This window comes from Enterococcus sp. AMC1086, assembly GCF_058216575.1.
The window spans coordinates 1,870,572-1,897,552 of record NZ_CM177100.1; the positions used below are offsets into that span (position 1 = coordinate 1,870,572).

The following is a 26,981-nucleotide window of genomic DNA, read 5'->3' on the forward strand; positions in this document are numbered from 1 at the left end:
TTTCTTGTCTATTTCGCTACTTTTTTACGTTCATTTTTTAAAATTGAGATTGATTGCTTCAATGATTTCAACACGCCGCCTTCACTATAAACTAGGACATTTGATTTATAGAGTTTTGCTGAGAACATCGTTAGTAAAATACCAAATACAACAAGAATCAATACAGAAATCACTGCTCCTGTTGTTGTTACTGTCTCACTTGCTAAACGAATCGGCATAATGAAAGATGAAATCAATGGAATATAAGAAGATATTTTGATCACGATATTTTGTGGATCTGTTGTTCCTAATGAAATTCCGATAAAATAACCGATCATTGCAAGATAGAGAATCGGCTGAACAGCTTTTGCTGTGTCTTCAGGTTTTGATACCAATGAGCCACATAATGCCGCTAAAACTGAATAGACCAACACACCTAGTACAAAAAATATTAATGTGAAAAATAAGAAACTACCGAAAATATTGGTAGAAGAAAGACCTTCTAATAACCCTTTCACCATTTCTACATTTTTTAATTGTGTATAGCCGATTCCTATTGCCGCGGCATAAATCACAATTTGTGTCATAGCAACTAAAATGACACCTGTTAGTTTTCCGTAAAAATGTGTTTGAGCTTTGGTACTTGATAAAATAACTTCCATGATTCGTGTTCCTTTTTCAGAAGCGATTTCCTGTGCAATAATCGATGCATAGGTAATGATAAACACCCAAAGAATGATCGTTATTACAAATGACATAGCTGACTGAATTGCTGTATTATCTTGACCTGTTGTCATTTTTCCATCGCTATCAAAACTAACTTTAGTTTTCTCAAAATTGGCTGGTTGACTTAAACTGGTTAATTGTTCTGTCGTCAAATTTAATTTACTTGCATTCAGTGAGGACTGAAGTCCGTTAAGCATTTGCCCCATCATCAATTCTGTTGTTGTACCTAAAGATGATTCTGCATATAGCTTGGCTTGAATTTGTTCTGTTTTAGTATCCAAGACAAGAAATGCATCAAGGTCTTCATTTTTCAATTGCTCTTCGGCTTCTTTTTGCGACTTGATTACTTTGAAGGTATAATCATCTGTCTTTGATTTAGATAATTGCGTTGCTAATTCTTGATTATTTGAGACAAGCCCAACTTTCGTTTCTTCAGAAAAACCTCCTGCTAATGAACCAGCAATATAAATAATGCCCATTACAATAAATGGCACCAGGATCATAATGATAAAAGAAACAGATTTAACATTTTTCTTGTACACATCACTCGCTATAATCCAAAATTTACTCATTTGGTTCACCTGCTTTCATCTTGAATATCTCTTCTAAGGTTGGAGGTTGCTGATTAAACATTGGTATATAACCAAATTGAGTTGCGCGAGCAAAAATCTCTTGCCCAGCTTTTGGATCGTTTAACGTGACTTCCAAGACACCATCACTACGCTTTATAGTAGAGTTTACACCTTCGATTGCTAAAACATCTTCTGGATTTAAAGGGGATTCTAAAAATACTTTTGTACGTCCAAAACTTTCACGTATTTCATGAACCTTCCCATTAAGAACCATCTTGCCGTTTCTTAACATTACAAGGTGATCACAGATTTTTTCTACATTGTCCATATTGTGACTAGAGAAAATAACACAAGAACCTTTCTCTTTCAATGATATGATTCCCTCTTTTAAAAGCTCCGCATTGACTGGATCTAATCCACTGAATGGTTCATCCAAAATAACTAATTTGGGCTCATGAATTAGTGTTGCAATCAGTTGAACTTTTTGTTGATTTCCTTTAGAAAGTGATTTTACTTTATCTGTTTTTTTTCCTTTGACTTTGAATTTTTCCATCCATTCATCAATTTTAGGTTCAATTTCTTTTTTCGTTTTCCCTCTTAATTGCGCAAAATAAATCAATTGTTCTTGAATAGAAACTTTTGGATACAAGCCACGTTCTTCGGGTAAATAGCCGACATCGTTATAGTCTTTCCCGCTTAGTTGATGCCCATTCCAAAGTACAACACCGCTATCTTGCGTTAAAAAATCCAATATTAAACGAAAGGTCGTTGTTTTACCTGCACCATTTTGGCCGATCAACCCAAGTATTTTTCCGTCTGGGATTTCAAATGACATATTGTCAACAGCTGTATAGTCCCCAAACGTTTTAACCAAATTCTTTACTTCTAACATTCCCCATCCTCCTATGTTCAAATTAAATAAGCGCTTTAATAAAGAGTAAGTTATTCATTTTTACTGATCAAAACAACTTTGGTTTTAACAAATTTCACTATAAATCACTAAATATTCAGATAATTTCATGAAAAATTGTTTTACTTTGTTAAACCATTCACTTCTTTCATTTTATAGTATCGCGAGTTAATAGCCATGTCAATTTTTTTCGCAAATTAGTCCTTTTCACTTGACAAAAAAATGAAAAGTAGGAGAACTGAATTCACCTAAATAAATGCAGTTCTCCTACTGATTACTGATCTAATCAGCCTTGTCTTTAGAATTCAGTTCTTCTTGATGTAAATGCTCATACACCTTTTTAGCAACATTTTTTGGTAAACCAGATGCATTCAATTCTTCGATTGAGGCTGCAGTGATATTTTTTAATGACTTAAACTGCTTTAACAATTCTTTTTTTCGTTTTGGTCCTAATCCTTCTATATCATCCAAACGTGAAGCAAAACTATTTTTACTTCGTAGTTGCCGATGAAACGTAATCGCAAATCGATGGACTTCATCCTGAATACGCTGTAATAAAAAGAACTCTTGCGAATTTCTTTCTAAGGGAATAATATCTAAATTAGGTCCGAAAAGAAGTTCACTTGTTTTGTGTTTATCATTTTTAGCCAAACCTGCGATTGGAATATCTAACCCTAATTGATTATTCAGTACTTCTTTGGCAGCATCTATTTGACCTTTTCCGCCATCAATCACGATCAAATCTGGAAATGGCAAATTTTCTTTTAAAACACGAGCATAGCGGCGATAGATCACTTCGCGCATTGAGGCGTAATCATCTGGCCCCTTAACGGTCTTAATTTTATATTTCCGGTATTCTTTTTTATCGGGGCGTCCATCAATAAATACCACCATTGCCGAAACTGGATCTGCCCCCATGATGTTTGAGTTATCAAATGCTTCAATTCTTATAGGCGTTGGTATATTCATCGCATTTCCTAGTTTTTCAACTGCGCCAACTGTTCGTTCTTGTTTACGCACGATTAGATCAAATTTTTCCTGTAAAGCAACTGTCGCATTTTTACCAGCTAACTTGACTAATTTCTTTTTTTCTCCTCTTTGAGGTTTTAAAACTTTTGTTGAAAGCATCGCTTCCACACTTGCAATATCGATATTATCTGGAATTAAGACTTCTCTGGGGATAAAGTGTTCATTTTCTTGATAAAATTGCCCGATAAACGTTAAGAAATCCTCCTCTTCTTCATTATAAAAAGGAAAGATAGAAACGTCTCTTTCAATCAATTTGCCTTGACGAATAAAGAATACTTGAACACACATCCATCCTTTATCAACTGCATAACCAAAAACATCACGATCAACTAAATCTGCATTCGTCATTTTTTGACGTGTCATGACTGTTTCGATTGCTTTGATTTGATCACGATATTCTGCCGCTTTTTCAAATTCCATATTTTCTGCTGCTTCATTCATTTTTCTTTGTATTTCTTCTTGAATGACCGGGTGTCCACCGTTCAAAAAACTTTTGATCTCTGCGACCATTTCTGTATACGTTGATTTTGGAATGTCAAAAACACAAGGAGCTAAGCATTGCCCCATATGATAATAAAGACAAACCTCTTTTGGTAGCACTCGACATTTTCTTAACGGAAAAAGGCGATCCAGTAACCGTTTTGTCTCATTTGCTGCACCCACATCCGGATAAGGACCAAAATATAATGCTTTATCTTTTGACACTTTTCTAGTAATCAATAGTCGAGGGTAATCCTCGTTGGTAATTTTAATAAACGGATAACTTTTATCATCTTTCAACATGATATTATACTTAGGATCATTTTTATGAATCAAATTGATTTCAAGAAGTAAAGCTTCAATATTTGATTCAGTTACTATATATTCAAAATCTTCTATCTCACTGACAAGCCGTTCTGTCTTTGTATCATGGCTGCCGCTAAAATAAGAGCGTACACGGTTTTTTAACACTTTCGCTTTACCAACATAAATGATTGTTCCATTTTTATCTTTCATCAAGTAACAACCTGGTTGGTCAGGAAGCAATGCTAATTTATGTTTGATTTTTTCGTTCATAGTACTTCCTTTCTAGGTTAGGGATAGATTATATTATACCATTTTCTATAGATTTAGGCATAAAAATGAGGCTGGAATATAACTCTACGAGTTATATTCCAGCCTTAAGAAATCCGAATAAACGGTTTAATTCTAAAGATACTTGTCGATCAATGCACGTAGTTGCTCTTTTGAATGAACACCAACTGCTTTTTCTACAACTTCTCCGTCTTTTTTCAATAGTAACGTTGGAATACTCATGATCCCGAATGAAGCTGGTGTTTCTGGATTTTCATCTACATCCATTTTCGTGATTTTTACTTCACTTTCATCATATTCTTCACTCAATTGTTCTAAAATTGGTGATTGCATACGACAAGGACCACACCATGTCGCCCAAAAATCGATCAAAACAAGACCGCTATCTGTTTCAGTTGAAAATTCTTTATCCGTAATTACTTGTGTCATATTATAAGCCCTCCCATTTATTAAAGCTAAACAAGTTTCACCTAGTATTAACAGAATAATAATAAAAATTGACTGAGATGTCTTTTATCTCGTTCTATTTCTATCTTTTTTCAAAAAGGTTAGCTTGTAAAGCTAGATATTGGTTTCTGAATTAATTATAGCACTGGTTTGTTCATTCGACTAATTTTCTGCTTACTAAAGGTAAGCATCTTATTTGAATTTTACGATTGTCGCTCCATTACCGCCTTGGTTTCCAGGGGCAAATTCAAAACTACTCACACTGCGATGATTTTTAAGGTAATCCGTAATACCTGTACGTAAAGCTCCCGTCCCCTTACCATGCACGATCGTAACTTGAGAATAGCCTGCCAAAATTGCTGCATCTAGATATTGATCTACTTCAGCTAAGGCTTCTTCATAACGCTTCCCACGTAAATCTAGTTGGTTCGCTACATGACTGCTTTCACTTGATCGAACAGCTGTTACTCTTTGCGTCACTTCTTTTTCTGGTGCAACAGGAGTCATGTCACTTTCGTTCACTGACATTTTTAAGATTCCCAATTGTACTTGCCATTCATGATCGCTAGACTTACGAATCAGCGTTCCTCGTTGTCCAAATGTATTAACGATTACTTCATCACCTGTTTTTAGTTTCTTTTGTTCTTTGGCTTTTTTCAGAACTTTATTTTTTTCAAGTTTTGCTTCTTCTTGATGTAATTGAGAAAGTTTAGATTTTGCATCGATTAATTGGTGCTCTTTGATACCGCCTTGATTGCTACCACTTAGCTGCATTTTACGAATATCTGAAATAATGCCTGCTGCCTCTTCTTCTGCTTGTGACACGAGTTCATTCGCTTTTTGGCGGGCTTTTATCATTTCTTTTTCTCGTTCATCAAAAAAGTAACTGTAGGCTTCTTTCAACTCGTGATGCAACCGTTCAGCCTCATCTACATAATGACGAGCTTCTAAATATTCAGTTTCGGCCATTTTACGACGATTCTCTAAATCAGCGATCATTTCATTTAAATCTTGACTTTCACCGTCCATGATGTGTTTTGCTTCATCAATGATCGTTGTATCTAGACCAAGACGTTTTGAAATTTCAAATGCATTACTTCGTCCTGGAACACCGATTAATAAACGATAGGTCGGGCTCAACGTATCCACATCAAATTCCATACTCGCATTAATGGTTCCTGCGCGATTATAACCGTAGACTTTTAGCTCAGGATAATGGGTCGTTGCCATCACATAGGCACTTTTACTCCCTAATGCATCTAAGATCGAAATCGCTAGTGCTGCCCCTTCTTGAGGATCGGTTCCTGCACCTAGCTCATCGAATAACACTAAACTATGACTATCTACTTTTTTCAATACATCAACGATATTCGTCATATGAGAAGAGAATGTACTTAAACTTTGCTCGATCGATTGTTCATCACCAATATCGGCAAAAATTTCATCAAAAATGCCCATCCGGCTTTCTTCACCCACTGGAATTGGCAAACCAGATTGCCCCATCAATTGAAGTAATCCTAATGTTTTCAGTGTGATCGTCTTACCACCCGTATTTGGTCCAGTAATCACAATCGCCTGATAATCTTTTCCGATTGTAATGTCATTAGGAACAGCCTTTTCTTGATCCAATAATGGATGTCTTGCTTGTTTAAAGTAAATATGATTTTCTTCACTGATTTCAGGAACTACAGCATTCAGTTCTTTACCAAAACGAGCTTTGGCATTTACAAAATCTAACTTACCGATCACATAAGCATTATGCATAATATCATTTCGATGCGGAACTAATTCAGCAGATAGCTCTGATAAAATTCGCTCGATTTCGTTGCGTTCTGCAATTTGATGTTGGCGTAAACGGTTGTTCAGATCAACGATCTGCTTTGGCTCTACGAATAACGTTTGGCCTGAAGCACTTTGATCATGGACTACTCCACCAAAAACACTTTTATATTCTTGTTTAACTGGAATAACATAGCGTTCATTTCTCATTGTTACGATTGCATCGCTTAAATACTTGGCGTTTTTCCCTCTGACGATACCATCCAGTTGTTCGCGAATCGTCTGTTCACTTCTCCGTATACTATTTCGAATGTTTTTTAACTCAGGTGATGCTTCATCGGTCACTCGTCCATCTTCGTCGATAGATTCTTTCAATCTACGACTCAGTTCAGGTAAAACGATCAATTGATCAATCCAAGCGTAAAGTCTGAGTAAATCGATTTCGCTATCTTGTAAATCATTAAAAAAGCGTATAACTTCGGAAGTCGTAGACAACACACGTCCTATATGGGCTAATTCGACTCCGTTCAAATCAGCTCCTATTTCGATTCGTTTCATATGTGGACGAATATTCTCTAATTTAGGAATTGGAATACCGCCGCGTAAACGTTGGATCTTCAATCCATCTTCGGTTTCTTCTAGCCAAGATTGAATACTGGATCCATCATTTACAGGAAGTAGGTGCTCGATTTCTTCTAAACCTTGTGCTGTAACAACGTACTGAGAAATTAGCTGTTTCACCTTATCAAATCCTAATGTTGTTAAAATTCGTGTATTCATTTTTTCACCTTCTGTTCTTGTAATACTTTTTCTATTTAATCATCTGCTCGATCCAAAGATGATAGATTTGTTTAGAGAAAATTGGTGTATCTTTTATGATGTATCGTGCTAACCCACTGTTTTTAAATTGATTTTGGACTGAATCAATAGGTAGCATGGATGCTGTACTTAAAACTAAAAACACTCCAATATAGACGACGATCAAACTTATAAAACCGCCAGCTAACCAATTTGCTTGTTTTAATACAGGTACAAAAACCAGTCCATGAGCTAAAACAGCCAATAGTCTCACAACTAACCAACCTGCTGCTAAGATAAGTAAAAAGGCTACCGCACCGTAAAACGCTTGATCTAAATCAAGTGTAATATCTTGTTTGAAAAAAACCAATTTAGTATCAGCTGTTGGTGACGGATACGGGATGAACAATTCCAGATGAGAGGCTAAACTCTTATAATACGTTTTGGCGATAAAATAAGAACAAAGATAGCCAAATGTATAGAGAGCTTGCAAAATCAGTCCTCGTCTAGCTCCTGTATAAAATCCAATGGCGAAAAATAGTAATATAAGTAATGTTAACATCCTGTCATCCTCTCAGATTATTGGTCTTGAGTGCTTTTGCTTTGAATTTGCTGTTTTCGATTTTCATTTAAGATTTGCTGTGCTTCCATATGATTATGGATTTCTACATCATCTTGACCGTTTTTTTTCAGCACACCTCTTGCCTCTTCTTCAATCGCTTCGATACGTTTGATTCGATTTTCCAGTTCTGCTAATCGAATTGTACGTTTTTTTAACTCAGCTACTTCTTGTTCTAAGTTAAGTACTTTTTCTTGTTTTTTTAACTGATCAGAAATTGCATTGATTGCTAATAGTACTGATGCTTGTTCATCATTGGTTTGTGGTGAAATATGTTTGATTTCAGCTAGTTGCTCATTCACTAGCTTTGTCACTAAATCCATATGTTGTTTGCTTTCTTGTCCAATGATTGTATACGTATGCTCTGCAATCACAGCTTTATATCTTGTTTTTTCTTTGACCATGATAGTGTTCCCTCCTGTAGTGATCCATTACATGTTATTGTACCATGAAAGTTAGCATTTTGTGTTCTCAAATAAACCCTTTCTTATTATATGCTACTGAACTAAAAAATTAAAGGTTTAGTCTTATTATTACAACTTTCGTTAGATTTTAATTGAAATACACTGTTCTTAAAGAAGCTAGGATATAAGGAATCTGAATAAACGGTGGAAGCAGAAACATACTTTCGAAGAGAATATTTCTATTTTCACCGTTTACTCGCAGTTAGGGTGTGAAACAAAAGTGAATTTTACTTTTGTCTCACACCCTAATGATCGTCTATAACATATCAAACAATGATAATTGATTTTCATCTGGCAAATCTTTTAATACACCATTTTCGGTCATATATTCAATCAATGTTTTCGAAACTTTTCCTCTACTTGCCAGATCTTCTTTAGACAAGAAAGGTTCATTTCTTGCTTCAACAATCGATTTCGCTACGTTGAGTCCCAAACTAGGAACCGCTCTAAATGGCGCAATCAAGGTATCTCCATCAATCACGAAATTCTCAGCATCTGATTTGTATAAATCGATCATACCAAATTTAAACCCGCGTTCGATCATTTCGTTAGCAAGCTCTAAAACAGTTAATAGATTCTTTTCTTTTGTAGATGCTTCTAGTCCTTTATCTTGAATTTCTTTCATTCTTGCTTTCACTGCTTCTTTTCCTTGTGACATTGAAACTAAGTCAAAATCATCTGCACGAACGGAAAAATAAGCACAGTAATAAAGGATTGGAAAGTAGACTTTAAAATAGGCCACACGCAATGCCATCAAAACGTAGGCGGCAGCATGCGCTTTTGGGAACATATACTTGATTTTTGAACAAGAATCGATATACCAATCTGGTACATTATTTTCTTTCATGGCAGTCAAATATTCTTCTCTTAGTTCATCTGGAATTTTGTTCCAAAGCCCTTTACGTACAGTCTCCATGATTTTGAAGGCCATCCCACTATCTAGTCCAGCATGGATTAAATAAACCATGATATCATCACGACAACCAATTACTTCTGCCAGCGTCGCTTCTCCTCGCCTAATCAATTCCTCAGCATTGCCTAACCAAACATCTGTTCCGTGAGAAAGACCAGATATTTGAAGTAGCTCTGCGAAAGTGGACGGATGGGTCTCTTCCAACATCCCTCGTACAAATCGAGTCCCAAACTCTGGTATTCCTAGAGTCCCCGTTTTAGAATAAATTTGTTCCGGTGTTACGCCTAACACTTCAGGACCAGCGAAAATACGCATCATTTCAGGATCGTCTGTCGGAATCGTTTTAGGGTCGATTCCAGATAGGTCTTGCAGCATTCGAATAACAGTAGGATCATCATGCCCTAATATATCAAGTTTCAAAATATTATCGTGGATCGAATGGAAATCAAAATGTGTCGTTTTCCATTCAGAGTTTTGATCATCAGCAGGAAACTGGATCGGCGTGAAATCATACACATCCATATAATCCGGGATAACGATGATACCACCTGGATGTTGACCCGTTGTTCGTTTGACCCCTGTAGAACCTTTCGCTAAACGATCCACTTCGGCTGCTCTAAAATGAAGATTATGGTCACGCTCATATCCTTTCACAAATCCATAAGCTGTCTTATCTGCAACAGTACCGATAGTTCCAGCTCGATACACGTATTCTTCACCAAATAAAACTTTCGTATAATTGTGCGCTTCAGCTTGATAATCTCCTGAGAAGTTCAAATCGATATCGGGTACTTTGTCTCCATGGAAGCCTAAAAAAGTTTCAAATGGAATATCATGACCATCTTTAAACAAACGTTGACCGCAGTTTGGACAATTTTTCTCAGGCATATCAAAACCAGAACCATATGATCCGTCTTCAAAAAATTCAGAATGTTGACAATTAACACAGTGATAATGAGGTGCCAGAGGATTAACTTCCGTAATCCCTGTCATCGTCGCTACAAAACTTGAACCTACCGATCCACGTGAACCCACTAAGTAACCATCTTCCATACTTTTATGCACTAATTTTTGAGAAATCAAATAAATAACTGAAAATCCATTTCCGATAATACTATCTAATTCTTTTTTCAACCGTTTTTCAACAATATCAGGCAAAGGATCCCCGTAAAGTTCTTTTGCACGAGTATAGCTTAAATTTCTGATCTCATCTTCAGATCCGGGAATCTTTGGTGTATATAGATCATCTTTGACAGGTGTGATTTCATCACACATATCTGCAATTGCATTTGGATTTTCTACAACAATTCGATGAGCTGTCTCTTCACCTAAAAATTGAAAAGCAGTCAACATTTCATCGGTCGTTCTAAAGTGAACCGCTGGTAAACTATGACGATTCAATGGATTAGCTCCACCCATAGATCCAACTAATATTTTTCGATAAATGCTGTCTTCTTCATTAAGATAGTGGACATTTCCAGTAGCTACAACGGGTTTTTCTAATTCATCTCCAATTTTCACTAAGTTCGTAATAATTTCTTCTAAGTCAGCTTCACTTTTCACCAATTCTTGTTCAAGCAGTGGCGCATATACAGCTTTGGGCATGACTTCGATATAATCGTAAAACTTTGCACGATTTTTGGCTTCTTCTACCCCTTTTTGCATCATAGCTTCAAAGATTTCACCATTGGAACAGGCAGAACCAATGATCAAGCCTTCCCGTAATTTACTCAACTGTGAGCGAGGAATTCGTGGAATCCTGAAAAAGTAATTGATATTCGACATCGAAATTAATTTAAAAAGATTTTTCAACCCAACTTGAGTCGTTGCTAAAATCGTTGCATGGAAAGGTCTAGCACGTTTATATGAATCGCCTTCTCCAATATGCATATTCAGTTCGTCGTGATAATTCATATCGTGATTTTCTTTGGCATCTTTCAAAAAGATCCAGCATAAATGTCCAGTTGATTCAGAATCGTAAATCGCACGGTGATGTTGTTCTAGATTGACACCGAATTTTTTAGATAATGTATTTAAGCGATGGCTTTTAAATGTCGGATTTAAATAGCGAGATAATTCCAAGGTATCAATAACTGGATTTTCAGCTTCTGGAATCCCATATTTGCCATTACTTGTATTTAAGAAACCCATATCGAATGATGCATTGTGGGCTACAAGAATTGTATCTTCTGAGAACTCTTTAAATAAACGTAGGACTTCCTCTTCCGATTTTGAGCCGCGTACCATTTCATCCGTGATCCCAGTTAAATTAATCGTTGTTTGGGATAAAGGATGGCCTGGATCGATAAATTGTTCAAACGTATCAATGATATTCCCTTTGTGCATTTTAACAGCTGCAAGCTCAATAATCGTATCATAGACCGCTGATAGTCCAGTTGTTTCCACGTCAAAGACAACATATGTAGCTTCACTTAGTTCAATATGAGCTTCGTTATAAGCAATTGGAACGCCATCGTCTACAACATTAGCTTCTACGCCATATAAAATTTTGACTCCTGCTTTTTTTCCAGCACTATGAGCATCTGGAAATCCTTGTGCTCCACCATGATCAGTGATAGCAATTGCTTTATGCCCCCATTTTCCAGCTTGAGCAACATAATCAGCAACGTTGTTTGTTGCATCCATCGTACTCATATTACTGTGTAAATGAAGTTCTACACGTTTATCACCTTCTGGAGCATAGTCCTTACGTGGCGCATGTTTGACCTCCATCAAATCTTGGCAGTTCATCACTAGATCACGCATAAAGGTATCTTCTTGAATACTTCCTCGAACTCGAATCCAGCTATTTTTTTGAATTGCATCAAAAACTTGTTCATCTTTTTCGCCATTTGAGAATTTTTTAACGATAAATGATGAGGTATAATCCGTAATTTTTAAAATCAATATTTTTCGTTTTGAACGTAATTCTCGTACTTCTACATCAAAAACAAATCCTTCGATCGTCACTCGACGCTCTTCTTCTAAAATATTGCCCATTGGCATGATCGGTTCATCATTTGGTATATTACGGCCAAGACGAATCGGTCCTTCAAGCGCTGGTCCTTGTTGCTGCTGTTGTTTTTTCTTTTGTTCATGCTTGATAAGTGATTCGGCTGCTTGTTGTTGGAACGCTGCATTTTGTTCTTGCTTGCGCTCTTCAAATAATGCCAATACTCGTTTTGCTTGCTGCTCATCCATTTTAGGTTCAATATGAAATTTTTGAAATCCATAATTGATATACAGCTCTTCAATTATTGGTAAATATTGTTGTTTCAAATAAGGAATAACTGCGTCATTATCTACTGGTAGAATAATTTTCTTATCTTCGATAATTGGCGTCTGCGTCTTGATTACGCGCTGAACTAAAGGCGTATCACATTGGCTATTCAATAATGCTAATTGCCAATAGTCAGTCAATTGTTCTTCAGTGAATTCATTTTTTTCAGTTGAAATTTTTACAGATACGCTTGCAATTTGTTGAAAAGCTAGTTCTAATTGCTGCATAAACGATTGATAAAGCATTATCGGTAAAATCTCAGTGAATCCTAAATGGAATTCCCATAAGCGGCTTTGTTGATGAACAACAACTTTGTCAATTCTTCCTTGCTGAATAAGCGGATGTTGCCGCTCTTGTTCATTTAATTGAATTTGATCAATCAACTTTGCAAATAATTCTTGTGCTTTGTCTGCCACTGATGAACCTCCTTATAATAAAAGCGGAACAAGCTCGTTCAGCCTTAACTGAAAAATAGGAAACTATAACTGAGGAGCTCTTTGTCTCAATTATCGTTTATCTTTTTTTGAAAAGGCTAGCTTGTATAGCTAGATAGATGAAAGCGAAATGGACTGTTTGGGCTCTGACTCAAAATAGGATAAAGATGTTTTTTCTTAATCTTCACTTTTTAAAAAAAACCAGTCCATAAAGCGAAATAAATTTAAACTCACCAGTCTTTAACTGAATAACTTGATAAGAAAGAGGCCCTTAGACATTTCTGCCAAGTGCCTCGCCATAGTTAAGTATACTATTTTTCTAGATGAAATACAATGTAAAGAACACTCATACAAGTCGATTTACCTGTACTATATTTGCTTGCGGAACTGAAAACCTGTCTATGAAATCAGATTAGTGATCGATTCCATAGACAGGTTAAATTTATTCTTTGTCTGCATTCAATAAAATAGATAATGTACTTTCAAGCTCTTCTTTACGAACTTCGACCATTTCTCCAGTTCGTTTGATTTTCACTTCAACCACACCATCTACTGCTTTTTTACCAACTGTGATACGGATCGGACAACCGATCAAATCAGCATCTGCAAATTTAACCCCTGCTCGTTCATTACGGTCATCAACTAAGACCTCATATCCAGCAACTGACATCACTTCTTCTACTTCTTGTGCAAGTTTCGTTTGATAGTCGTCTTTAATGTTCATTTGAACGACATGTAGATCGAATGGTGAAATTCCTGCAGGCCAATTAATCCCATTCTCATCAATATTTTGTTCAACAATCGCTGAGAGCAAACGGCTAACACCGATTCCGTAACAGCCCATGATGACATGTTTTTCTCTACCATTCTCATCCAAAACTGTTGCGCCCATAGCTTCACTGTAACGAGTTCCAAGTTTAAAGATATGACCAATCTCAATACCTTTAGTAAATTCTAAAACGCCATTTCCATCTGGAGAAGGATCGCCCTCTTGTACAAAACGTAAATCTTCATAACTTATTGGCGTAAAATCACGTCCTGGATTAACGTTATTATAATGGAATCCAGTTTCATTTGCTCCAGTTATTGCATTTGCTAAATCTTGGACATGTAAATCTGCAAATAACTTCACTTCTTCAGATAGTTCAACTGGTCCGATAGACCCAAAGTCTCCACCTAAATATTTTCGTGCATCTTCATCTGTTGCTTCCTCTAAAAAGTCAACACCCAAGAAATTTTTCAGCTTAACATCATTCACTTCATGATCGCCACGCACTAAAACTAAAACAGGTTCACTATCCGCCATAAATAAAACTGACTTAATAATACGTTGTGGATCAACAGTGAAAAATGCAGCCACTTGTTCAATTGTTCCAACATTTGGCGTAGCTACTTTTTTAATGTCTAATTGTGTTTCGTGTGACTTTTTAGGAGTATAAAGACTTGTTGCCATTTCCAAGTTTGCTGCATAATCACTATCTGTTGAAAAACAAATAGTATCTTCACCTATATCAGAAATTGCCATGAATTCTTTAGAATCTTTTCCACCCATAGCGCCGCCATCACCAATGATTGCTCTAAATTTTAAACCACAACGCTCAAAAATAGCTGAGTAAGCTTTCTCATAATCACGGTAAGATTGATCTAAACTTTCTTCATCAGCATGGAAAGAGTAACCATCCTTCATAATAAACTCTCGACCACGTAATAAACCAAAACGAGGACGTTTTTCATCACGGTATTTTGTTTGAATTTGATAAAGGTTCAACGGCAAGCGCTTATATGAATTAATTTCGTCACGAATCAATTCTGTAAATGTCTCTTCATGTGTTGGACCAAGAATATAATCACGCTCATTACGATCTTTCAAACGATAAAGATTTGGACCATATGTTTCATAGCGTCCTGATTCTTTCCATAATTCTGCTGGTAATAATGCAGGCATCAACATTTCAATTGCGTCGATTTTATCGAATTCTTCCCGCATGATTTTTTTTAGTTTCTCAAGTACTCGATTCGCTAATGGTAAATAAGAGTAAATCCCTGCTGAGACTTGGCGGATATAACCTGCTCTCAATAGCATTTGATGACTTAATACTTCTGCATCATTAGGCACCTCACGTAAAGTAGGGATTAACATTTTTGACTGTTTCATTAGAACTCTCCTTTGTCTAAACGAATTGTTGAAACTCCTCAAGTGATTCGTTATAAAATCCAATTAATTAATTAAAAGAAAAATCGTTGAATATCATTCCAAGTTACTAACACCATCAATAACATGATGAACCCAAAACCAATCAGTGTCAGTATTCCTTCTTTTTCTTGACTTAAAGGTTTCCCTCTAACTCCCTCAAAAATATTTAAAACGATCTTACCGCCATCTAAAGCCGGAATCGGAAGTAAATTAATGATTCCAAGATTGACTGATAACATGGCCATTAGCCAAATCACTGTACTTAAGCCTGCTTTTGAGGCTTCTGAAGACATCTGGAAGATCATTACTGGACCACCCAATTTATCTAAACTAAAACCAGTAAACATCGATTTAAGTGCTGTGAATATTTGCATAGAACTACTTAAAGTTGTTTGAATACCACCAACCAATTTATCTGCTAAACCAGTTTTCATAGGTGGTAAAATTCCAATCACGCCAATTTCTTTATCTCCTGATTTTTGACTTTTAGGTGTAATATCGACTTTTTTGGTCTTTCCACCAGACTCAACCATCATATTTAGTTCTTTATCCGGACTATCTTGAATAATTTTTGTAAAATCATTCCAATCGCTCACTGATTTTCCATCAATCGATACGATTCTATCGTCTGCTTTCAAGCTAGCTTTTTCTGCTGGACTATCTGGTTGAATGCCGCCTATCAGATTCGTATTCGTATACGTTACGCCACCTTGCATAAAAACGTAAATTGTAAACAATACAAACGCTAAAATAAAATTGTTCATCGGTCCAGCAAAATTCGTCAACATTCGTTGCCAAAGTTTTGCTGATTGGAACTGTACATCAATTGGTGCGATTCTCACTTCTGTTCCGTCTTGTTCAATGATAGTTGCATCATGATTTACTTTGTAAGTGATTTCTTCAGATTCATCACCATTGACATAACCTTTGATAAATAATTCTTTTTCTAGATCAGCTTCTAACATTTCCATTGGAATACTGTTTGTCAGCTGAACTTTTTTACTTGTGTTGATTTTTACGACTTCTTCTTGTTCATTCAATTCAACAGAAAGAGTCATTCCAGGGGCTAGCTCGGTCTCATCTTCTCCCATTCCAGCCATGCGTACATAGCCACCTATAGGTAAAATTCGAATCGTATAAGCAGTTCCATCTTTTCCTTGATGTGCAAAAATCTTTGGTCCCATGCCAATCGCAAATTCACGTACTAAAATACCAGAACGCTTTGCGAAGAAAAAATGTCCAAATTCATGCACTAAGACAAGAATTCCAAAGACAATAATAAATGTAATAATTGTTTTCATAAACGACCTTCTTCCTTTATCCATCTTTCTACGATAGTTCTTGTTTGTTTATCGATCGCGATCACTTCGTTCAAAGTGACTTCATTTGTTTCTGAATAGTTCTCCACTGCTTTTTGGACAAATTCTTCAATTTGACTATATGAAATTTCTCCATCAATAAATGCATTGGCTGCAATTTCATTGGCTGCATTGTAAACAGTTGGATACGCTCCGCCTTTTTTTCCGACATAAAATGCTAATGCTAGCATTGGGAAACGATCAAAATCCATTAGTCCAAAATTCAATTGACCAATCTGTGTTAAATCAAAGGGCTTTTCATTTTGGATCGGTAAACGGTTTGGATACGTCAATGCATATTGAATCGGTTCACGCATATCACTTGGACCAAGTTGAGCCAAATATGCACCATCTTTTAAAACGATCATTGAATGAACAATGCTTTCTTTATGTAAAACAACTTTTATTTTATCATAATCTGTACCAAATAACCAATGGGCTTCGATAACTTCTAACCCTTTATTCATCATTGTCGATGAATCAATCGTAATTTTCTTGCCCATTGACCAATTTGGGTGGTTTAATGCTTGCTCTAAAGTGACAGACTTTAGCTCTTCGCGCGTCAAATCTCTAAAGCTGCCGCCGGAAGCTGTGATAACTAATTCTTTTAAGTTTCCTTCCTTTTGACCTTCTAAACATTGGAAAATTGCAGAGTGTTCACTATCAACAGGTAGTATACTGACATTATTTTTTTTTGCGGCATTCATGACCCACTGACCAGCCATCACCAATGTTTCTTTGTTAGCTAATGCAATATCTTTTCCTGCTTCGATTGCTGCCATTGTAGGATTCAGTCCAACACTTCCAGTTACAGCAGTCAATACCACATCCACTTGTTCAAGCGTTGCTGCTTTTATAAGTCCTGCCTCTCCTACACCAAATTCCACTTCTGGAAAACGGTCCATTAACTCTTGTTTTATTTGCTCTGAGCCAACACCTACATACTGCGGTTTTAATTGTTCGATCAAAGCCGCCCCTTTTTCACTGTTTGAATGAAACGTTAGCGAAATGATACGGAATAAATCGGGATAAGCTGTAGCAACATCTACTGTACTCGTACCAATAGAGCCAGTAGCACCTAATAATGCGATTTTTTTCATAGTAAAAAGAAAAACCCTGAACATTCAGAGTTTTTCACCTTCCCTTCTTGTTTAGAAATTAAAATAGTCCGAATAAGTGCATGATCGGAAAAACAAAAAGTAAGCTGTCAAAACGATCTAATATGCCGCCATGTCCTGGTAAAATAGTACCAGAATCTTTTACATCATAATGTCGCTTAATGGAAGATTCCACTAAATCTCCAAATTGACCAACAATTGAAAAAACAACTGTAATTAGCAACATAATCGGTAGCTTGTAAATAAATAGCTCTTTGTTAGGCGTAAGCGTCAAAAATAAAAGAGCTACAACTACTGCACAAAGAATGCCACCTAATGAACCTTCAATTGTCTTATTAGGTGAGACTTCGGGCCATAATTTTCTTTTTCCAAATCGCTTCCCAATAAAATAAGCACCAATATCCGTTGACCAAACAACAAATAATGCATAAAGCAAAACTACAAACCCAGTATGTCTAGCGCTCACAAAGTTTTGGAACCCAACACCTACATATAAACTTGTAATCACTGGAAACCCAGCTTGAGAGATTGTATACATATTTTTTGAAGCAACTAGGCCACCTAATAAAATCATGACTGTTAGATAAAATAAAATAAAATTATCTGCTTTTTCTGGTAAAAAGAAAAACCAACGGTCTTTTGGCAGAACCAAAAATACTGCTCCTAAAGCAGAAAGTACACCTTCAAAACTTATAATTTCTAACCCTTTCATTCTAAATAATTCATATACACCTATGACTGCTAATAATGCTGCCGCAAGTTCAATCACAAATCCTCCATACCAAATGATCGGTATAAAAACCACTAATGCTACGACCGCTGTAATAACGCGCTGTCTCATTTATCTTCCTCCTCAGTTTCCTTTAAGCCGCCAAAACGGCGATTTCTATTTTGAAACGATGCTAGTGCTTGTTCTAACAAATCATCTTTAAAATCAGGCCACAATGCATCTGTAAAAAACAATTCGCTGTAAGCAATCTGCCAAAGTAAAAAATTGCTGATTCTTTCTTCACCACTAGTACGAATCAATAATTCTGGATCTCTTAAATCTTCTGCTAAAAAACCGGTCATCAAATGATCCGCAATTGTTGTTTCAGTAATATTATCAGGAGAAAGTTCATTATTTGCTGTTTTTTCAGCGATTTCTTTTACTGCTGTGAGAATTTCTGCTCTTGACCCATAGTTTAAAGCAAAATTCAAAATCATACCAGTATTATTTTTAGTCTGTTCAATCGCACGTTCAACAGCTTCTTGAGTGTGTGCTGGTAAAAATTCTTTATACCCCATCACCTGTACTTTTACATTTTCTTTGATCAACTCTGGCACAAATGTATCAAAGAAATCTACTGGCAGCTGCATTAAAAAACTCACTTCATCTGTTGGACGTTTCCAGTTTTCAGTAGAAAATGCATATAATGTCAAGACCTTGATTCCTAGCTTACTTGCGTGTTTCGTAACTTTTTTAACAGTATTCATACCTTCTTTATGTCCAGCAATTCTAGGTAGACGACGATTTTGAGCCCATCGTCCATTCCCATCCATGATTATCGCTACGTGTCCAGGGATCGGACCTTCGCTATCAAAAGTAAATGTACTCTCTTTTTGTATGTATTTATTCTTTTGTGGAAAAAAACGTAGCATATTTTTCCCTCCATTCCAAAAATCTGTCTAGACTATTATAGCAATATCTTTCGGAAATGCCTATGCAAATGAAAAATTTTCGTCATTATTTAATAAATTTATTGAGAAATTTCTCCAATTCAATCAGAAATTAAGTGATTTTTTTGCTACTCACCTGCAAAGCTTTCAATAATTTACATTAAATTCAAAAAAGAAAGGAAACAAAACTTAAAGCTGCTTTGCTTCACCTTCTATGATTTTTTTAATCAATTTATTTTTGCTTTATTGGAAGTTTTACTTCCCTATGGTTTTAGATTCCCTTTACTAATCCCAATTTGAACCACAGAATTGATTGGAATAAATTCATTATACTGGCTCATTTTAACAACGGTTCCTTTCGTAACAGTCGAATCGACATAAGTAACTCGATACGTGATATTTGCACCTTTAGATTGATATTCGTCATAGAATATTTTTTGAAGATCTCCCTCTAAAGTATTGTCACGTAAATCTTTGATATATGGCTTTCCGATTGAATAAACTACTTGGATCAATGGCTTGGGCTCTTTTTCTGTATATTTCTTCCCAATTTCAACCGATTGATTAATAAATTGTCCATAAGGAACTTCCTCACTAAACACTTGCTGGACTTGTACTTGCAATCCATTTGCTTTTGCTTCCGCTTCTTCTGATTTAAATTGTGAGAAGTCTGGAACAGTCAATGCTTTACCTGTTGAAACGATAATCGACATTGATTCTTTTTTTGCAACTTTAGTGTCTTTCCCGATACTTTGTGAAATGATTTTTCCACTCTCGACCGTATCTGAATCTGCTTCATCTACTTTGAGTGTAATCTCATTTTTTTTAGCCCATTCCGTTGCTTCTTCTTTTGGTTTACCAGCAAAATCTAGCATTGCGATATCTTTTTCAAAAACTTCTTTCCCTTTAGAAAAATAGACCTTTGATTTGTCTTTGCGTTTGTAGTTTTCAGCTTTTACATCTTTATTCGTTATTTCAAATTTCACATAATCGCCTGCTGGTATTTTATCATTGTATTCTTCAATGATAGCTACATTATCAGCCTTTTGTTCACTGATCCAATTTTTTGCATCATTTATTTTCATTGATTTGAAGTCAGGTAGTGAAACCGGTTCTTCCGGATCTGCTCCAAGGCTGGCATCTACACCTAATTCTTGTCCTTTTTTGATTTGCTTGTTTTTGACTGTTTGGTGAATGATCACATTAGCTTCTTTATCAAAATTATATTTTTGCTCTACCTGGAGCTTCACACCATTTTCGGATGTCCATTCACGAACTTCTGACAGTTCTTTGCCTTCAAAATCTGGAACTTTTACATGAGTCATCTGATAATAGCCAAAATACAACAGTGCAACTGCCGCAAAGGTCCCAAAACCAATATACATAAATTTTCTGATCTTTTTCTTTTTATAGGTCGGATCAGTTTCAATCACTTCATCGGGATTGCGCGACTGCTCAACGGGTGTTACAACACTTGCTTCTTTAGTTGTGACTGGTTCAGATTTTTTCTTTTTTGAACGCTTTTTTGTATAAATCAACTCTTCAAGATTCTCTGGTTGAGTCACTTCTTTAGTACTTGTTTTATTTTGTCTAGTATTATTTGAATTTTGTGGTCCATAAAGCATTTCCGAATCGTTCTCATGTTTCTCTGCTACAGATCTTTTTTTCTTTACTGAAATTTTTCCTGATTTTATTTTTTTTGTCTCTGCCTGATTGCCTAATTTATCTTTTTGCTCATTTTTTTGCTGTCGGGTTTTCTCGTAGTTATCACCATTGAAGTTTGATAGAAAATCACTCATATTTTTTTAACACACCTTTTTTCAGGTAATAGGTCTCATCCGATTGCTCAGCGATATCATTAGAGTGCGTCACAACAATGACACACTTATTATGAACCTTCGCTAAATTTTGAAAAATATCGACAATCTCTTGTTCCATTCCTTCATCTAAATTTCCAGTTGGTTCATCAGCCAAAATGATATCTACATTTGTAGCTAACGCACGAGCAATAGCCACACGCTGCTGCTCTCCACCAGAAAGCCGATTTACAAGTCGATCCGCTTTTTCACTTGTGATCCCAATGTAGTCTAACAAATTATAGGCCACTTCTTTTTGATTAGGAGGTAACTGATTATCCGTAATAGACATCGCCACTAATACATTCTCAAGTGCAGTCAGATAAGGAACTAAATTATAACTCTGAAAAATAATACTGATATCATCACGACGATATTTTTCATAACCAATTGTCTTGATATCTTTTCCACGCAGTAATACTTGACCTTCTTTTGGTGTATCTAAAGCACTGATCAGAGAAAGGAACGTTGTTTTTCCTGAACCAGATTGTCCCAAAATGGTATAAAATTTTCCTTGTTTAAAAGCAACATTGGTGTTTTTTAAAATAAACCGACGCTGATCGCCATCTTGATAAAAATAACTGAGCGCTTTCGTTTCTAAAATCGCCATTTTTCTTACCTCCTACATCATAATTTTCTTTGGATTTAAACGAACGATGTACAATAATGGTAATACTGCTGCCAATAGTACCGTCCCTAACCCAACAACTAGGTAAGTGATGATATACCCAAAAGAGAATTTCACTTCATAAGCATTCATGATATCATCTGCTGTGAGTTCTGTTGAACCTAGTCCGTCAAATCCTATAAACATATCCATTTGATTACTTGTGCTATTTAATAGGTCACTATTCAATAAAGATTCTGAGACCATTTTTCCTAAGAAATTCCCTGTAATCAATGACAGTATCAATGCAATACCACTTATGATCAACATTTCAATGATGATTTGTCCCATAACATGACTACGTTTATCACCTAAAGATAGATATATTCCCAATTCATGCTTACGATCTCGCATGAATAATAGAACGACAAGTGAAATAATCAATAATGTCGCTATTACAGCAATCATAACTACGTACCCTGAAATTTGAGACATTTTCTTCATACTTCCACCAATTTGTTCGTATTGATCTGTTGAAGCTTTCACCGTATATAATTTTGGTAATAGTGGTTGTGTTTCTTGTTTGAATGCTTCTACATCATCTGGGCTTTTTAAAACATAGACTGGTGTGTAGTATTCTTCTTGATCTTCTTCAGATAGATACGGGCTGTTTGAATCAACTTTTTTTAATTTTTCTAAATAGTCTTTGTTAATTTCCAAGACAGTTTTATTTGGTAAATAAATTGTATTGAGTTGTTGTAAAGACATATATTGTTGATTCATCTTTTGATCTTCATTTTTTTTGTCTTCTTTATCTTTCATTTCAACCGTTGTGGGCTCAAAAATCCCAATTATTTGAATCGGTACATCTATCTTGAATAATTCCTTTTCTTCACCGCTCTCGGTATAATCATAGCTTCTAGTATCCATCACCATTTGATCTCCTACAGAAAGTCCATTTTCTTCTGCGACTTTTGAAGAGATCAAGCCAACATTCTTACCATTATCAATATCTTCTTGAGTAAAAACTTTACCTTCTACTATTTTAATGTTCTTTTCTTCCACATCTAAGACTTTAGCGTAGTTGGAACCTTTTAGACTGAATCCTTCCATCATCATGCCAGACTGGTCTGAGTCTGATGAAATACTTTTCAGCTCATTTGTTTGTACCCCCGTCACAGCATTGTAGTCATAATATTTCACATATGGAGAATCTCCTATTTTTTTCATCAAATCTACTTTTAATTGTTCGATTTTAAGATCCTCTTTTGCAAACTCATCTTGATTATTTTCGTAATCAAGTTGTATCGTCGCCATACCACCTAATTGTTTTTTAACACTTTTTTCAACATTTTGTGTGGACTGCTGAATTGCGATTGAACCTGCGATAACATTTCCCAATACAAATATCACTGCAAATAGAATAAGTGACTTCCCTTTTTTCCTAGTAACACTAAATAATGCTCGCTTGATAAAATTCACTTTCTCATCTCCTTTTAAGAAAAATATACCCAACTTTATTATTCCATAACACTAAAGGTTTAACAAGATATTTTTTATCACTCGTTCAAACTTCTACTTTTGGTACATTATGAGTATTAATAAAATATTCGTTTATTTAAAATAACAATTATATAAAAAAAGCAAAAACAACAAGAAATAACACAATACAGTGTAATCTCTTGTTGTTTTATATTAATTTTATTAAACTTCTAAAAGTTCTTTTTCTTTTTCTGAAGTAATAGTATCAATATTTTTTACGCTATCATCGGTTAATTTTTGAGCTTCTTTTTCTAAATTACGTAACTCATCTTCCGTGATATCATTACTTTTTTGTTGTTTTTTTAATTCATCCATAGCATCTCGGCGAATATTGCGGACTGCGATTTTTGCATTTTCAGCCGCTTTTTTTACATCTTTTGCCAATTCTTTACGACGTTCTTCCGTTAATTGAGGAATCACTAATCGAATCACTGTACCATCATTTGTGGGGCTGATTCCTATGTCACTAGCTTGGATCGCTTTTTCAATATCTTCTAGTGAATTTTTGTCGAAAGGTGTGATCATTAAAACGCGTGCTTCTGGAATATTGATTCCAGCAAGTTGATTCACTGGTGTAAGCGCACCATAATAATCTACTTGAATCCGATCCAAAAGGCTTGCATTAGCTCGTCCTGCGCGGATTTGACCAAGTTCTCGTTGTAAACTTTGTTCTGCTTTACTCATTTTTTCTTTTGCAGTTTCTAAAATTGTTCCACTCATTTTTTATTTCCCCCTTACGGTTGTTCCAATATTTTCACCAAGACATGCACGGCGAATATTACCTGTTTCATTTAAATTGAAAACGACTAATGGAATATCATTATCCATGCTTAGTGAGCTTGCTGTTGAATCCATTACTTGTAAACCTTTTGAAATGACATCTAAATGTGTTAGTTCTTCAAATTTGACAGCATTTGCATCTAATTTAGGATCAGCTGAATACACGCCATCAACATTGTTCTTAGCCATTAAAATAACGTCTGCATCTATTTCTGCTGCACGTAAAGCTGCAGTTGTATCAGTTGAAAAATACGGATTTCCTGTTCCTCCCGCAAAGATAACGATGCGACCTTTTTCTAGATGACGTTCTGCACGACGACGGATGTAAGGTTCTGCAATTTGACGCATCTCGATAGATGTTTGAACACGTGTCGGAACACCGATATTCTCTAATGTATCTTGTAAAGCCAAAGCGTTCATTACTGTTGCCAACATTCCCATGTAATCAGCCTGCGCACGCTCCATGCCCATTTGAGCACCGATTTGTCCACGCCAGATATTTCCGCCACCGACAACGATTGCCATCTCAATTCCTAATTCATGGACTTCTTTAATTTCTTCTACAATCTCTTTGATTGTTGGAGGTTTAATTCCAAACCCTTCTTCTCCGGCCAAAGCTTCGCCACTTAACTTTAATACAACACGTTGATATTTAGGTTTTACCATTTTTAATTTCCCTCCACCATTTGTCTAAGAACATTTTAACATACTCTGAACATTCTGCCAGTCTATTTCTTTTGATTTGCTTAAAAAAAGGGAGCGCATCTCAATGCGTTCCCAACTGTTACACAGGTAACAGATTTATTTTTTTATTTGACTCATTACTTCATCTGCAAAGTTATCTTCACGTTTTTCGATTCCTTCGCCAACTTCAAAACGGATGAAGGATTTAACTGTTGCTCCTTTAGAAGCAACGTATTTTTCAACTGTCATATCTGGATCTTTAACGAATGGTTGATCTACTAGAGAAATTTCAGCTTTAAATTTGTTTAAGCGTCCAACAACCATTTTATCAACGATATTTGCTGGTTTGCCTTCATTTAAAGCTTGTTCAGAAAGAATCGCTTTTTCATGTTCTAATTCTTCTTGAGGGATTTGAGATTCATCCACATAACGAGGATTGATTGCTGCTACGTGCATTGCAATATCTTTTGCAACTTCTTCGTCAGTTGTTCCTTCTAATACAGTCAATACTGCAATACGTCCGCCCATGTGTAAATAAGCTCCGAACGCAGCATTATCATCTTTTTCTACTAATTCAAAACGACGGAAGTTGATTTTTTCACCGATAACAGTTGTTGCTTCGATCAATTCAGTTTCTAAAGTACCTTTATCTGTTTTAAGAGCTAAAGCTTCTTCCATGTTTGCAGGTTTATTTGTCGCAATTTCAGTTGCAATTTTTTTCACTAAATCTTGGAACATTTCATTTTTAGAAACAAAGTCTGTTTCAGAGTTTACTTCAACGATTGCTGCAAAATTACCATTTGAAGAAACGTTTGCTAAACCTTCTGCCGCTACACGGTCATTTTTCTTAGCAGCTTTGGCCATCCCTTTTTCACGTAAGTAATCAACAGCCGCTTCCATGTTACCTTCTACTTCTACTAATGCTCTTTTTGCATCCATCATACCGACACCAGTCATGTCGCGTAGTTCTTTAACTAATTTTGCTGAAATATCTGCCATTTTTTTGTTCCTCCTAGTTTTAAAAGCGTAGTAGGCTCGTTTTACCTTGACAGAAAAATAGGAAAACATGAGGTTGGTGCTTTTTGCCAAAATCAGGTTTTATCTTTTTTCCGAAAGGTTAGCCTACGAAGCTAGATAGTTTTAAAAGCGTAGTAGGCTCGTTTTACCTTGACAGAAAAATAGGAAAACGTGAGGTTGGTGCTTTTTGCCAAAATCAGGTTTTATCTTTTTTCCGAAAGGTCAGCCTACGAAGCTAAATAATTTAATTATAAAATTCGTTTTAAAAAAGCTATCTCAAAGGAGATACAGGCTTTTTTTCGCCTAGCCTTCGAGACAGCTTCGTTATTTAAAATTATTCTGCTGAATCGTTTGTGCCTTCAACAACATCAACGATTTCTTCGATAGAAGTTGCAGCTTCTGTTGCTTCTTCAACAAAGATTTCTTCTACAGCTTGATCTTCACCTTGGTTTCCTTCGATGAAAGCGTCAGCCATTTTAGCAGTAATTAATTTAACCGCGCGAATTGCATCATCATTTGATGGAATTACTACGTCGATTTCATCTGGATCACAGTTTGTATCAACCATCGCAACGATTGGGATGTTCAATTTGTGTGCTTCTTGAACAGCAATACGCTCTTTACGAGGATCAACGATGTACATAACATCTGGAATTCTAGGCATATCTTGGATACCGCCTAAGAATTTTTCAAGACGTTCACGTTGTTTGTTCAAACCAACAACTTCTTTTTTAGGAAGAACGTCGAAAGTACCGTCTTCTTCCATTTTATTGATATCTTTCAAACGTTTGATACGTTTTTGGATTGTATCCCAGTTCGTTAATGTTCCACCTAACCAACGGTGGTTTACGAAGTATTGACCTGAACGAATTGCTTCGTCTTTGATCGCTTCTTGTGCTTGTTTTTTAGTTCCTACGAAAAGAGCAACGCCGCCATCTTCAGCAACATTTTTCATGTAATCGTAAGCAGCATCTACTAATTTAACTGTTTTTTGCAAGTCAATGATGTAGATTCCGTTTCTTTCTGTGAAGATATATTTCTTCATTTTTGGGTTCCAGCGACGAGTTTGGTGTCCAAAGTGTACGCCGGCTTCTAGTAATTGTTTCATAGAAATTACTGCCATTTTTTGTTTCCTCCAATTT

The 26,981-nt window shown here is 35.8% G+C and carries 20 protein-coding genes; all 20 read right to left on the bottom strand.

Translation table 11 applies throughout. The features are described 5' to 3' along the window. Window positions 1-8: 8 nt before the first annotated feature. The 20 genes from AC4BC4_RS08855 to rpsB all read right to left on the bottom strand — a co-directional run bounded on the left by AC4BC4_RS08855 (window position 9) and on the right by rpsB (window position 26,962). Complete coding sequence (locus AC4BC4_RS08855; protein ID WP_438755858.1) at window positions 9-1,277, bottom strand: ABC transporter permease; 1,269 nt, start codon at window positions 1,275-1,277, stop codon at window positions 9-11. After that, window positions 1,270-2,169 carry an ABC transporter ATP-binding protein gene (locus AC4BC4_RS08860; protein ID WP_438755857.1) on the bottom strand — a complete coding sequence of 300 codons (900 nt, stop codon included), beginning with the start codon at window positions 2,167-2,169 and terminating at the stop codon, window positions 1,270-1,272. The genes AC4BC4_RS08855 and AC4BC4_RS08860 overlap by 8 nt, the downstream gene beginning before the upstream one ends. A gap of 300 nt (window positions 2,170-2,469) precedes the next feature. Then, entirely contained in the window at window positions 2,470-4,272 is a 1,803-nt protein-coding gene (gene uvrC / locus AC4BC4_RS08865) for an excinuclease ABC subunit UvrC (RefSeq protein ID WP_490475440.1), read from the bottom strand. Between the two features lie 132 nt (window positions 4,273-4,404). Then, entirely contained in the window at window positions 4,405-4,719 is a 315-nt protein-coding gene (gene trxA / locus AC4BC4_RS08870; RefSeq protein WP_438755855.1) for a thioredoxin, read from the bottom strand. A gap of 210 nt (window positions 4,720-4,929) precedes the next feature. Beyond that, window positions 4,930-7,296: an endonuclease MutS2 gene (locus AC4BC4_RS08875; RefSeq protein ID WP_490475441.1), complete on the bottom strand. Its 2,367-nt coding sequence runs from the start codon at window positions 7,294-7,296 to the stop codon at window positions 4,930-4,932. Between the two features lie 31 nt (window positions 7,297-7,327). Next, entirely contained in the window at window positions 7,328-7,876 is a 549-nt protein-coding gene (locus AC4BC4_RS08880; protein ID WP_490475442.1) for a CvpA family protein, read from the bottom strand. 17 nt (window positions 7,877-7,893) lie between these two features. Then, entirely contained in the window at window positions 7,894-8,337 is a 444-nt protein-coding gene (zapA, locus tag AC4BC4_RS08885; RefSeq protein WP_490475443.1) for a cell division protein ZapA, read from the bottom strand. Between the two features lie 316 nt (window positions 8,338-8,653). Continuing rightward, entirely contained in the window at window positions 8,654-13,006 is a 4,353-nt protein-coding gene (locus tag AC4BC4_RS08890) for a PolC-type DNA polymerase III (RefSeq protein WP_490475444.1), read from the bottom strand. Between the two features lie 460 nt (window positions 13,007-13,466). Beyond that, window positions 13,467-15,179 carry a proline--tRNA ligase gene (locus AC4BC4_RS08895; protein WP_490475445.1) on the bottom strand — a complete coding sequence of 571 codons (1,713 nt, stop codon included), beginning with the start codon at window positions 15,177-15,179 and terminating at the stop codon, window positions 13,467-13,469. A gap of 71 nt (window positions 15,180-15,250) precedes the next feature. Beyond that, window positions 15,251-16,519, bottom strand: a complete 1,269-nt coding sequence (gene rseP / locus AC4BC4_RS08900; RefSeq protein WP_490475446.1) for an RIP metalloprotease RseP — start codon at window positions 16,517-16,519, stop codon at window positions 15,251-15,253. Further along, window positions 16,516-17,676 carry a 1-deoxy-D-xylulose-5-phosphate reductoisomerase gene (locus AC4BC4_RS08905; protein WP_490475447.1) on the bottom strand — a complete coding sequence of 387 codons (1,161 nt, stop codon included), beginning with the start codon at window positions 17,674-17,676 and terminating at the stop codon, window positions 16,516-16,518. Before AC4BC4_RS08905 ends, rseP begins: the two co-directional genes overlap by 4 nt. A gap of 58 nt (window positions 17,677-17,734) precedes the next feature. Then, window positions 17,735-18,535 (bottom strand): phosphatidate cytidylyltransferase, encoded by an 801-nt coding sequence (locus AC4BC4_RS08910; RefSeq protein ID WP_438755847.1) that lies wholly within the window; start codon window positions 18,533-18,535, stop codon window positions 17,735-17,737. Beyond that, on the bottom strand, window positions 18,532-19,335 hold the full coding sequence (gene uppS, locus AC4BC4_RS08915) for an undecaprenyl pyrophosphate synthase (RefSeq protein ID WP_438755846.1): 804 nt from the start codon (window positions 19,333-19,335) through the stop codon (window positions 18,532-18,534). The genes AC4BC4_RS08910 and uppS overlap by 4 nt, the downstream gene beginning before the upstream one ends. Before the next feature lie 281 nt (window positions 19,336-19,616). Then, a complete protein-coding gene (locus AC4BC4_RS08920; protein ID WP_490475448.1) occupies window positions 19,617-21,152 on the bottom strand; it encodes a PASTA domain-containing protein in 1,536 nt (511 codons plus the stop codon). After that, entirely contained in the window at window positions 21,145-21,819 is a 675-nt protein-coding gene (locus tag AC4BC4_RS08925; protein WP_438755844.1) for an ABC transporter ATP-binding protein, read from the bottom strand. The genes AC4BC4_RS08920 and AC4BC4_RS08925 overlap by 8 nt, the downstream gene beginning before the upstream one ends. Window positions 21,820-21,831: 12 nt before the next feature. Next, entirely contained in the window at window positions 21,832-23,298 is a 1,467-nt protein-coding gene (locus AC4BC4_RS08930) for an ABC transporter permease (RefSeq protein WP_490475449.1), read from the bottom strand. 222 nt (window positions 23,299-23,520) lie between these two features. Continuing rightward, window positions 23,521-24,078, bottom strand: a complete 558-nt coding sequence (gene frr / locus AC4BC4_RS08935; protein ID WP_490475450.1) for a ribosome recycling factor — start codon at window positions 24,076-24,078, stop codon at window positions 23,521-23,523. 3 nt (window positions 24,079-24,081) lie between these two features. After that, window positions 24,082-24,804 carry a UMP kinase gene (gene pyrH / locus AC4BC4_RS08940; protein ID WP_438755841.1) on the bottom strand — a complete coding sequence of 241 codons (723 nt, stop codon included), beginning with the start codon at window positions 24,802-24,804 and terminating at the stop codon, window positions 24,082-24,084. A 135-nt stretch (window positions 24,805-24,939) separates the two neighbouring features. After that, on the bottom strand, window positions 24,940-25,821 hold the full coding sequence (tsf, locus tag AC4BC4_RS08945; protein WP_438755840.1) for a translation elongation factor Ts: 882 nt from the start codon (window positions 25,819-25,821) through the stop codon (window positions 24,940-24,942). Between the two features lie 352 nt (window positions 25,822-26,173). Continuing rightward, entirely contained in the window at window positions 26,174-26,962 is a 789-nt protein-coding gene (gene rpsB / locus AC4BC4_RS08950) for a 30S ribosomal protein S2 (protein WP_438755839.1), read from the bottom strand. Between the last annotated feature and the right edge of the window lie 19 nt (window positions 26,963-26,981).

Excerpts from the sequence above, each read along its gene's own strand:
- AC4BC4_RS08855 (WP_438755858.1), bottom strand. The coding sequence starts at position 1,277 with ATGAGTAAATTTTGGATTATAGCGAGTGATGTGTACAAGAAAAATGTT.
- AC4BC4_RS08860 (WP_438755857.1), bottom strand. The coding sequence starts at position 2,169 with ATGTTAGAAGTAAAGAATTTGGTTAAAACGTTTGGGGACTATACAGCT.
- uvrC (WP_490475440.1), bottom strand. The coding sequence starts at position 4,272 with ATGAACGAAAAAATCAAACATAAATTAGCATTGCTTCCTGACCAACCA.
- trxA (WP_438755855.1), bottom strand. The coding sequence starts at position 4,719 with ATGACACAAGTAATTACGGATAAAGAATTTTCAACTGAAACAGATAGC.
- AC4BC4_RS08875 (WP_490475441.1), bottom strand. The coding sequence starts at position 7,296 with ATGAATACACGAATTTTAACAACATTAGGATTTGATAAGGTGAAACAG.
- AC4BC4_RS08880 (WP_490475442.1), bottom strand. The coding sequence starts at position 7,876 with ATGTTAACATTACTTATATTACTATTTTTCGCCATTGGATTTTATACA.
- zapA (WP_490475443.1), bottom strand. The coding sequence starts at position 8,337 with ATGGTCAAAGAAAAAACAAGATATAAAGCTGTGATTGCAGAGCATACG.
- AC4BC4_RS08895 (WP_490475445.1), bottom strand. The coding sequence starts at position 15,179 with ATGAAACAGTCAAAAATGTTAATCCCTACTTTACGTGAGGTGCCTAAT.
- rseP (WP_490475446.1), bottom strand. The coding sequence starts at position 16,519 with ATGAAAACAATTATTACATTTATTATTGTCTTTGGAATTCTTGTCTTA.
- AC4BC4_RS08905 (WP_490475447.1), bottom strand. The coding sequence starts at position 17,676 with ATGAAAAAAATCGCATTATTAGGTGCTACTGGCTCTATTGGTACGAGT.
- AC4BC4_RS08910 (WP_438755847.1), bottom strand. The coding sequence starts at position 18,535 with ATGAGACAGCGCGTTATTACAGCGGTCGTAGCATTAGTGGTTTTTATA.
- uppS (WP_438755846.1), bottom strand. The coding sequence starts at position 19,335 with ATGCTACGTTTTTTTCCACAAAAGAATAAATACATACAAAAAGAGAGT.
- AC4BC4_RS08920 (WP_490475448.1), bottom strand. The coding sequence starts at position 21,152 with ATGAGTGATTTTCTATCAAACTTCAATGGTGATAACTACGAGAAAACC.
- AC4BC4_RS08925 (WP_438755844.1), bottom strand. The coding sequence starts at position 21,819 with ATGGCGATTTTAGAAACGAAAGCGCTCAGTTATTTTTATCAAGATGGC.
- frr (WP_490475450.1), bottom strand. The coding sequence starts at position 24,078 with ATGAGTGGAACAATTTTAGAAACTGCAAAAGAAAAAATGAGTAAAGCA.
- pyrH (WP_438755841.1), bottom strand. The coding sequence starts at position 24,804 with ATGGTAAAACCTAAATATCAACGTGTTGTATTAAAGTTAAGTGGCGAA.
- tsf (WP_438755840.1), bottom strand. The coding sequence starts at position 25,821 with ATGGCAGATATTTCAGCAAAATTAGTTAAAGAACTACGCGACATGACT.
- rpsB (WP_438755839.1), bottom strand. The coding sequence starts at position 26,962 with ATGGCAGTAATTTCTATGAAACAATTACTAGAAGCCGGCGTACACTTT.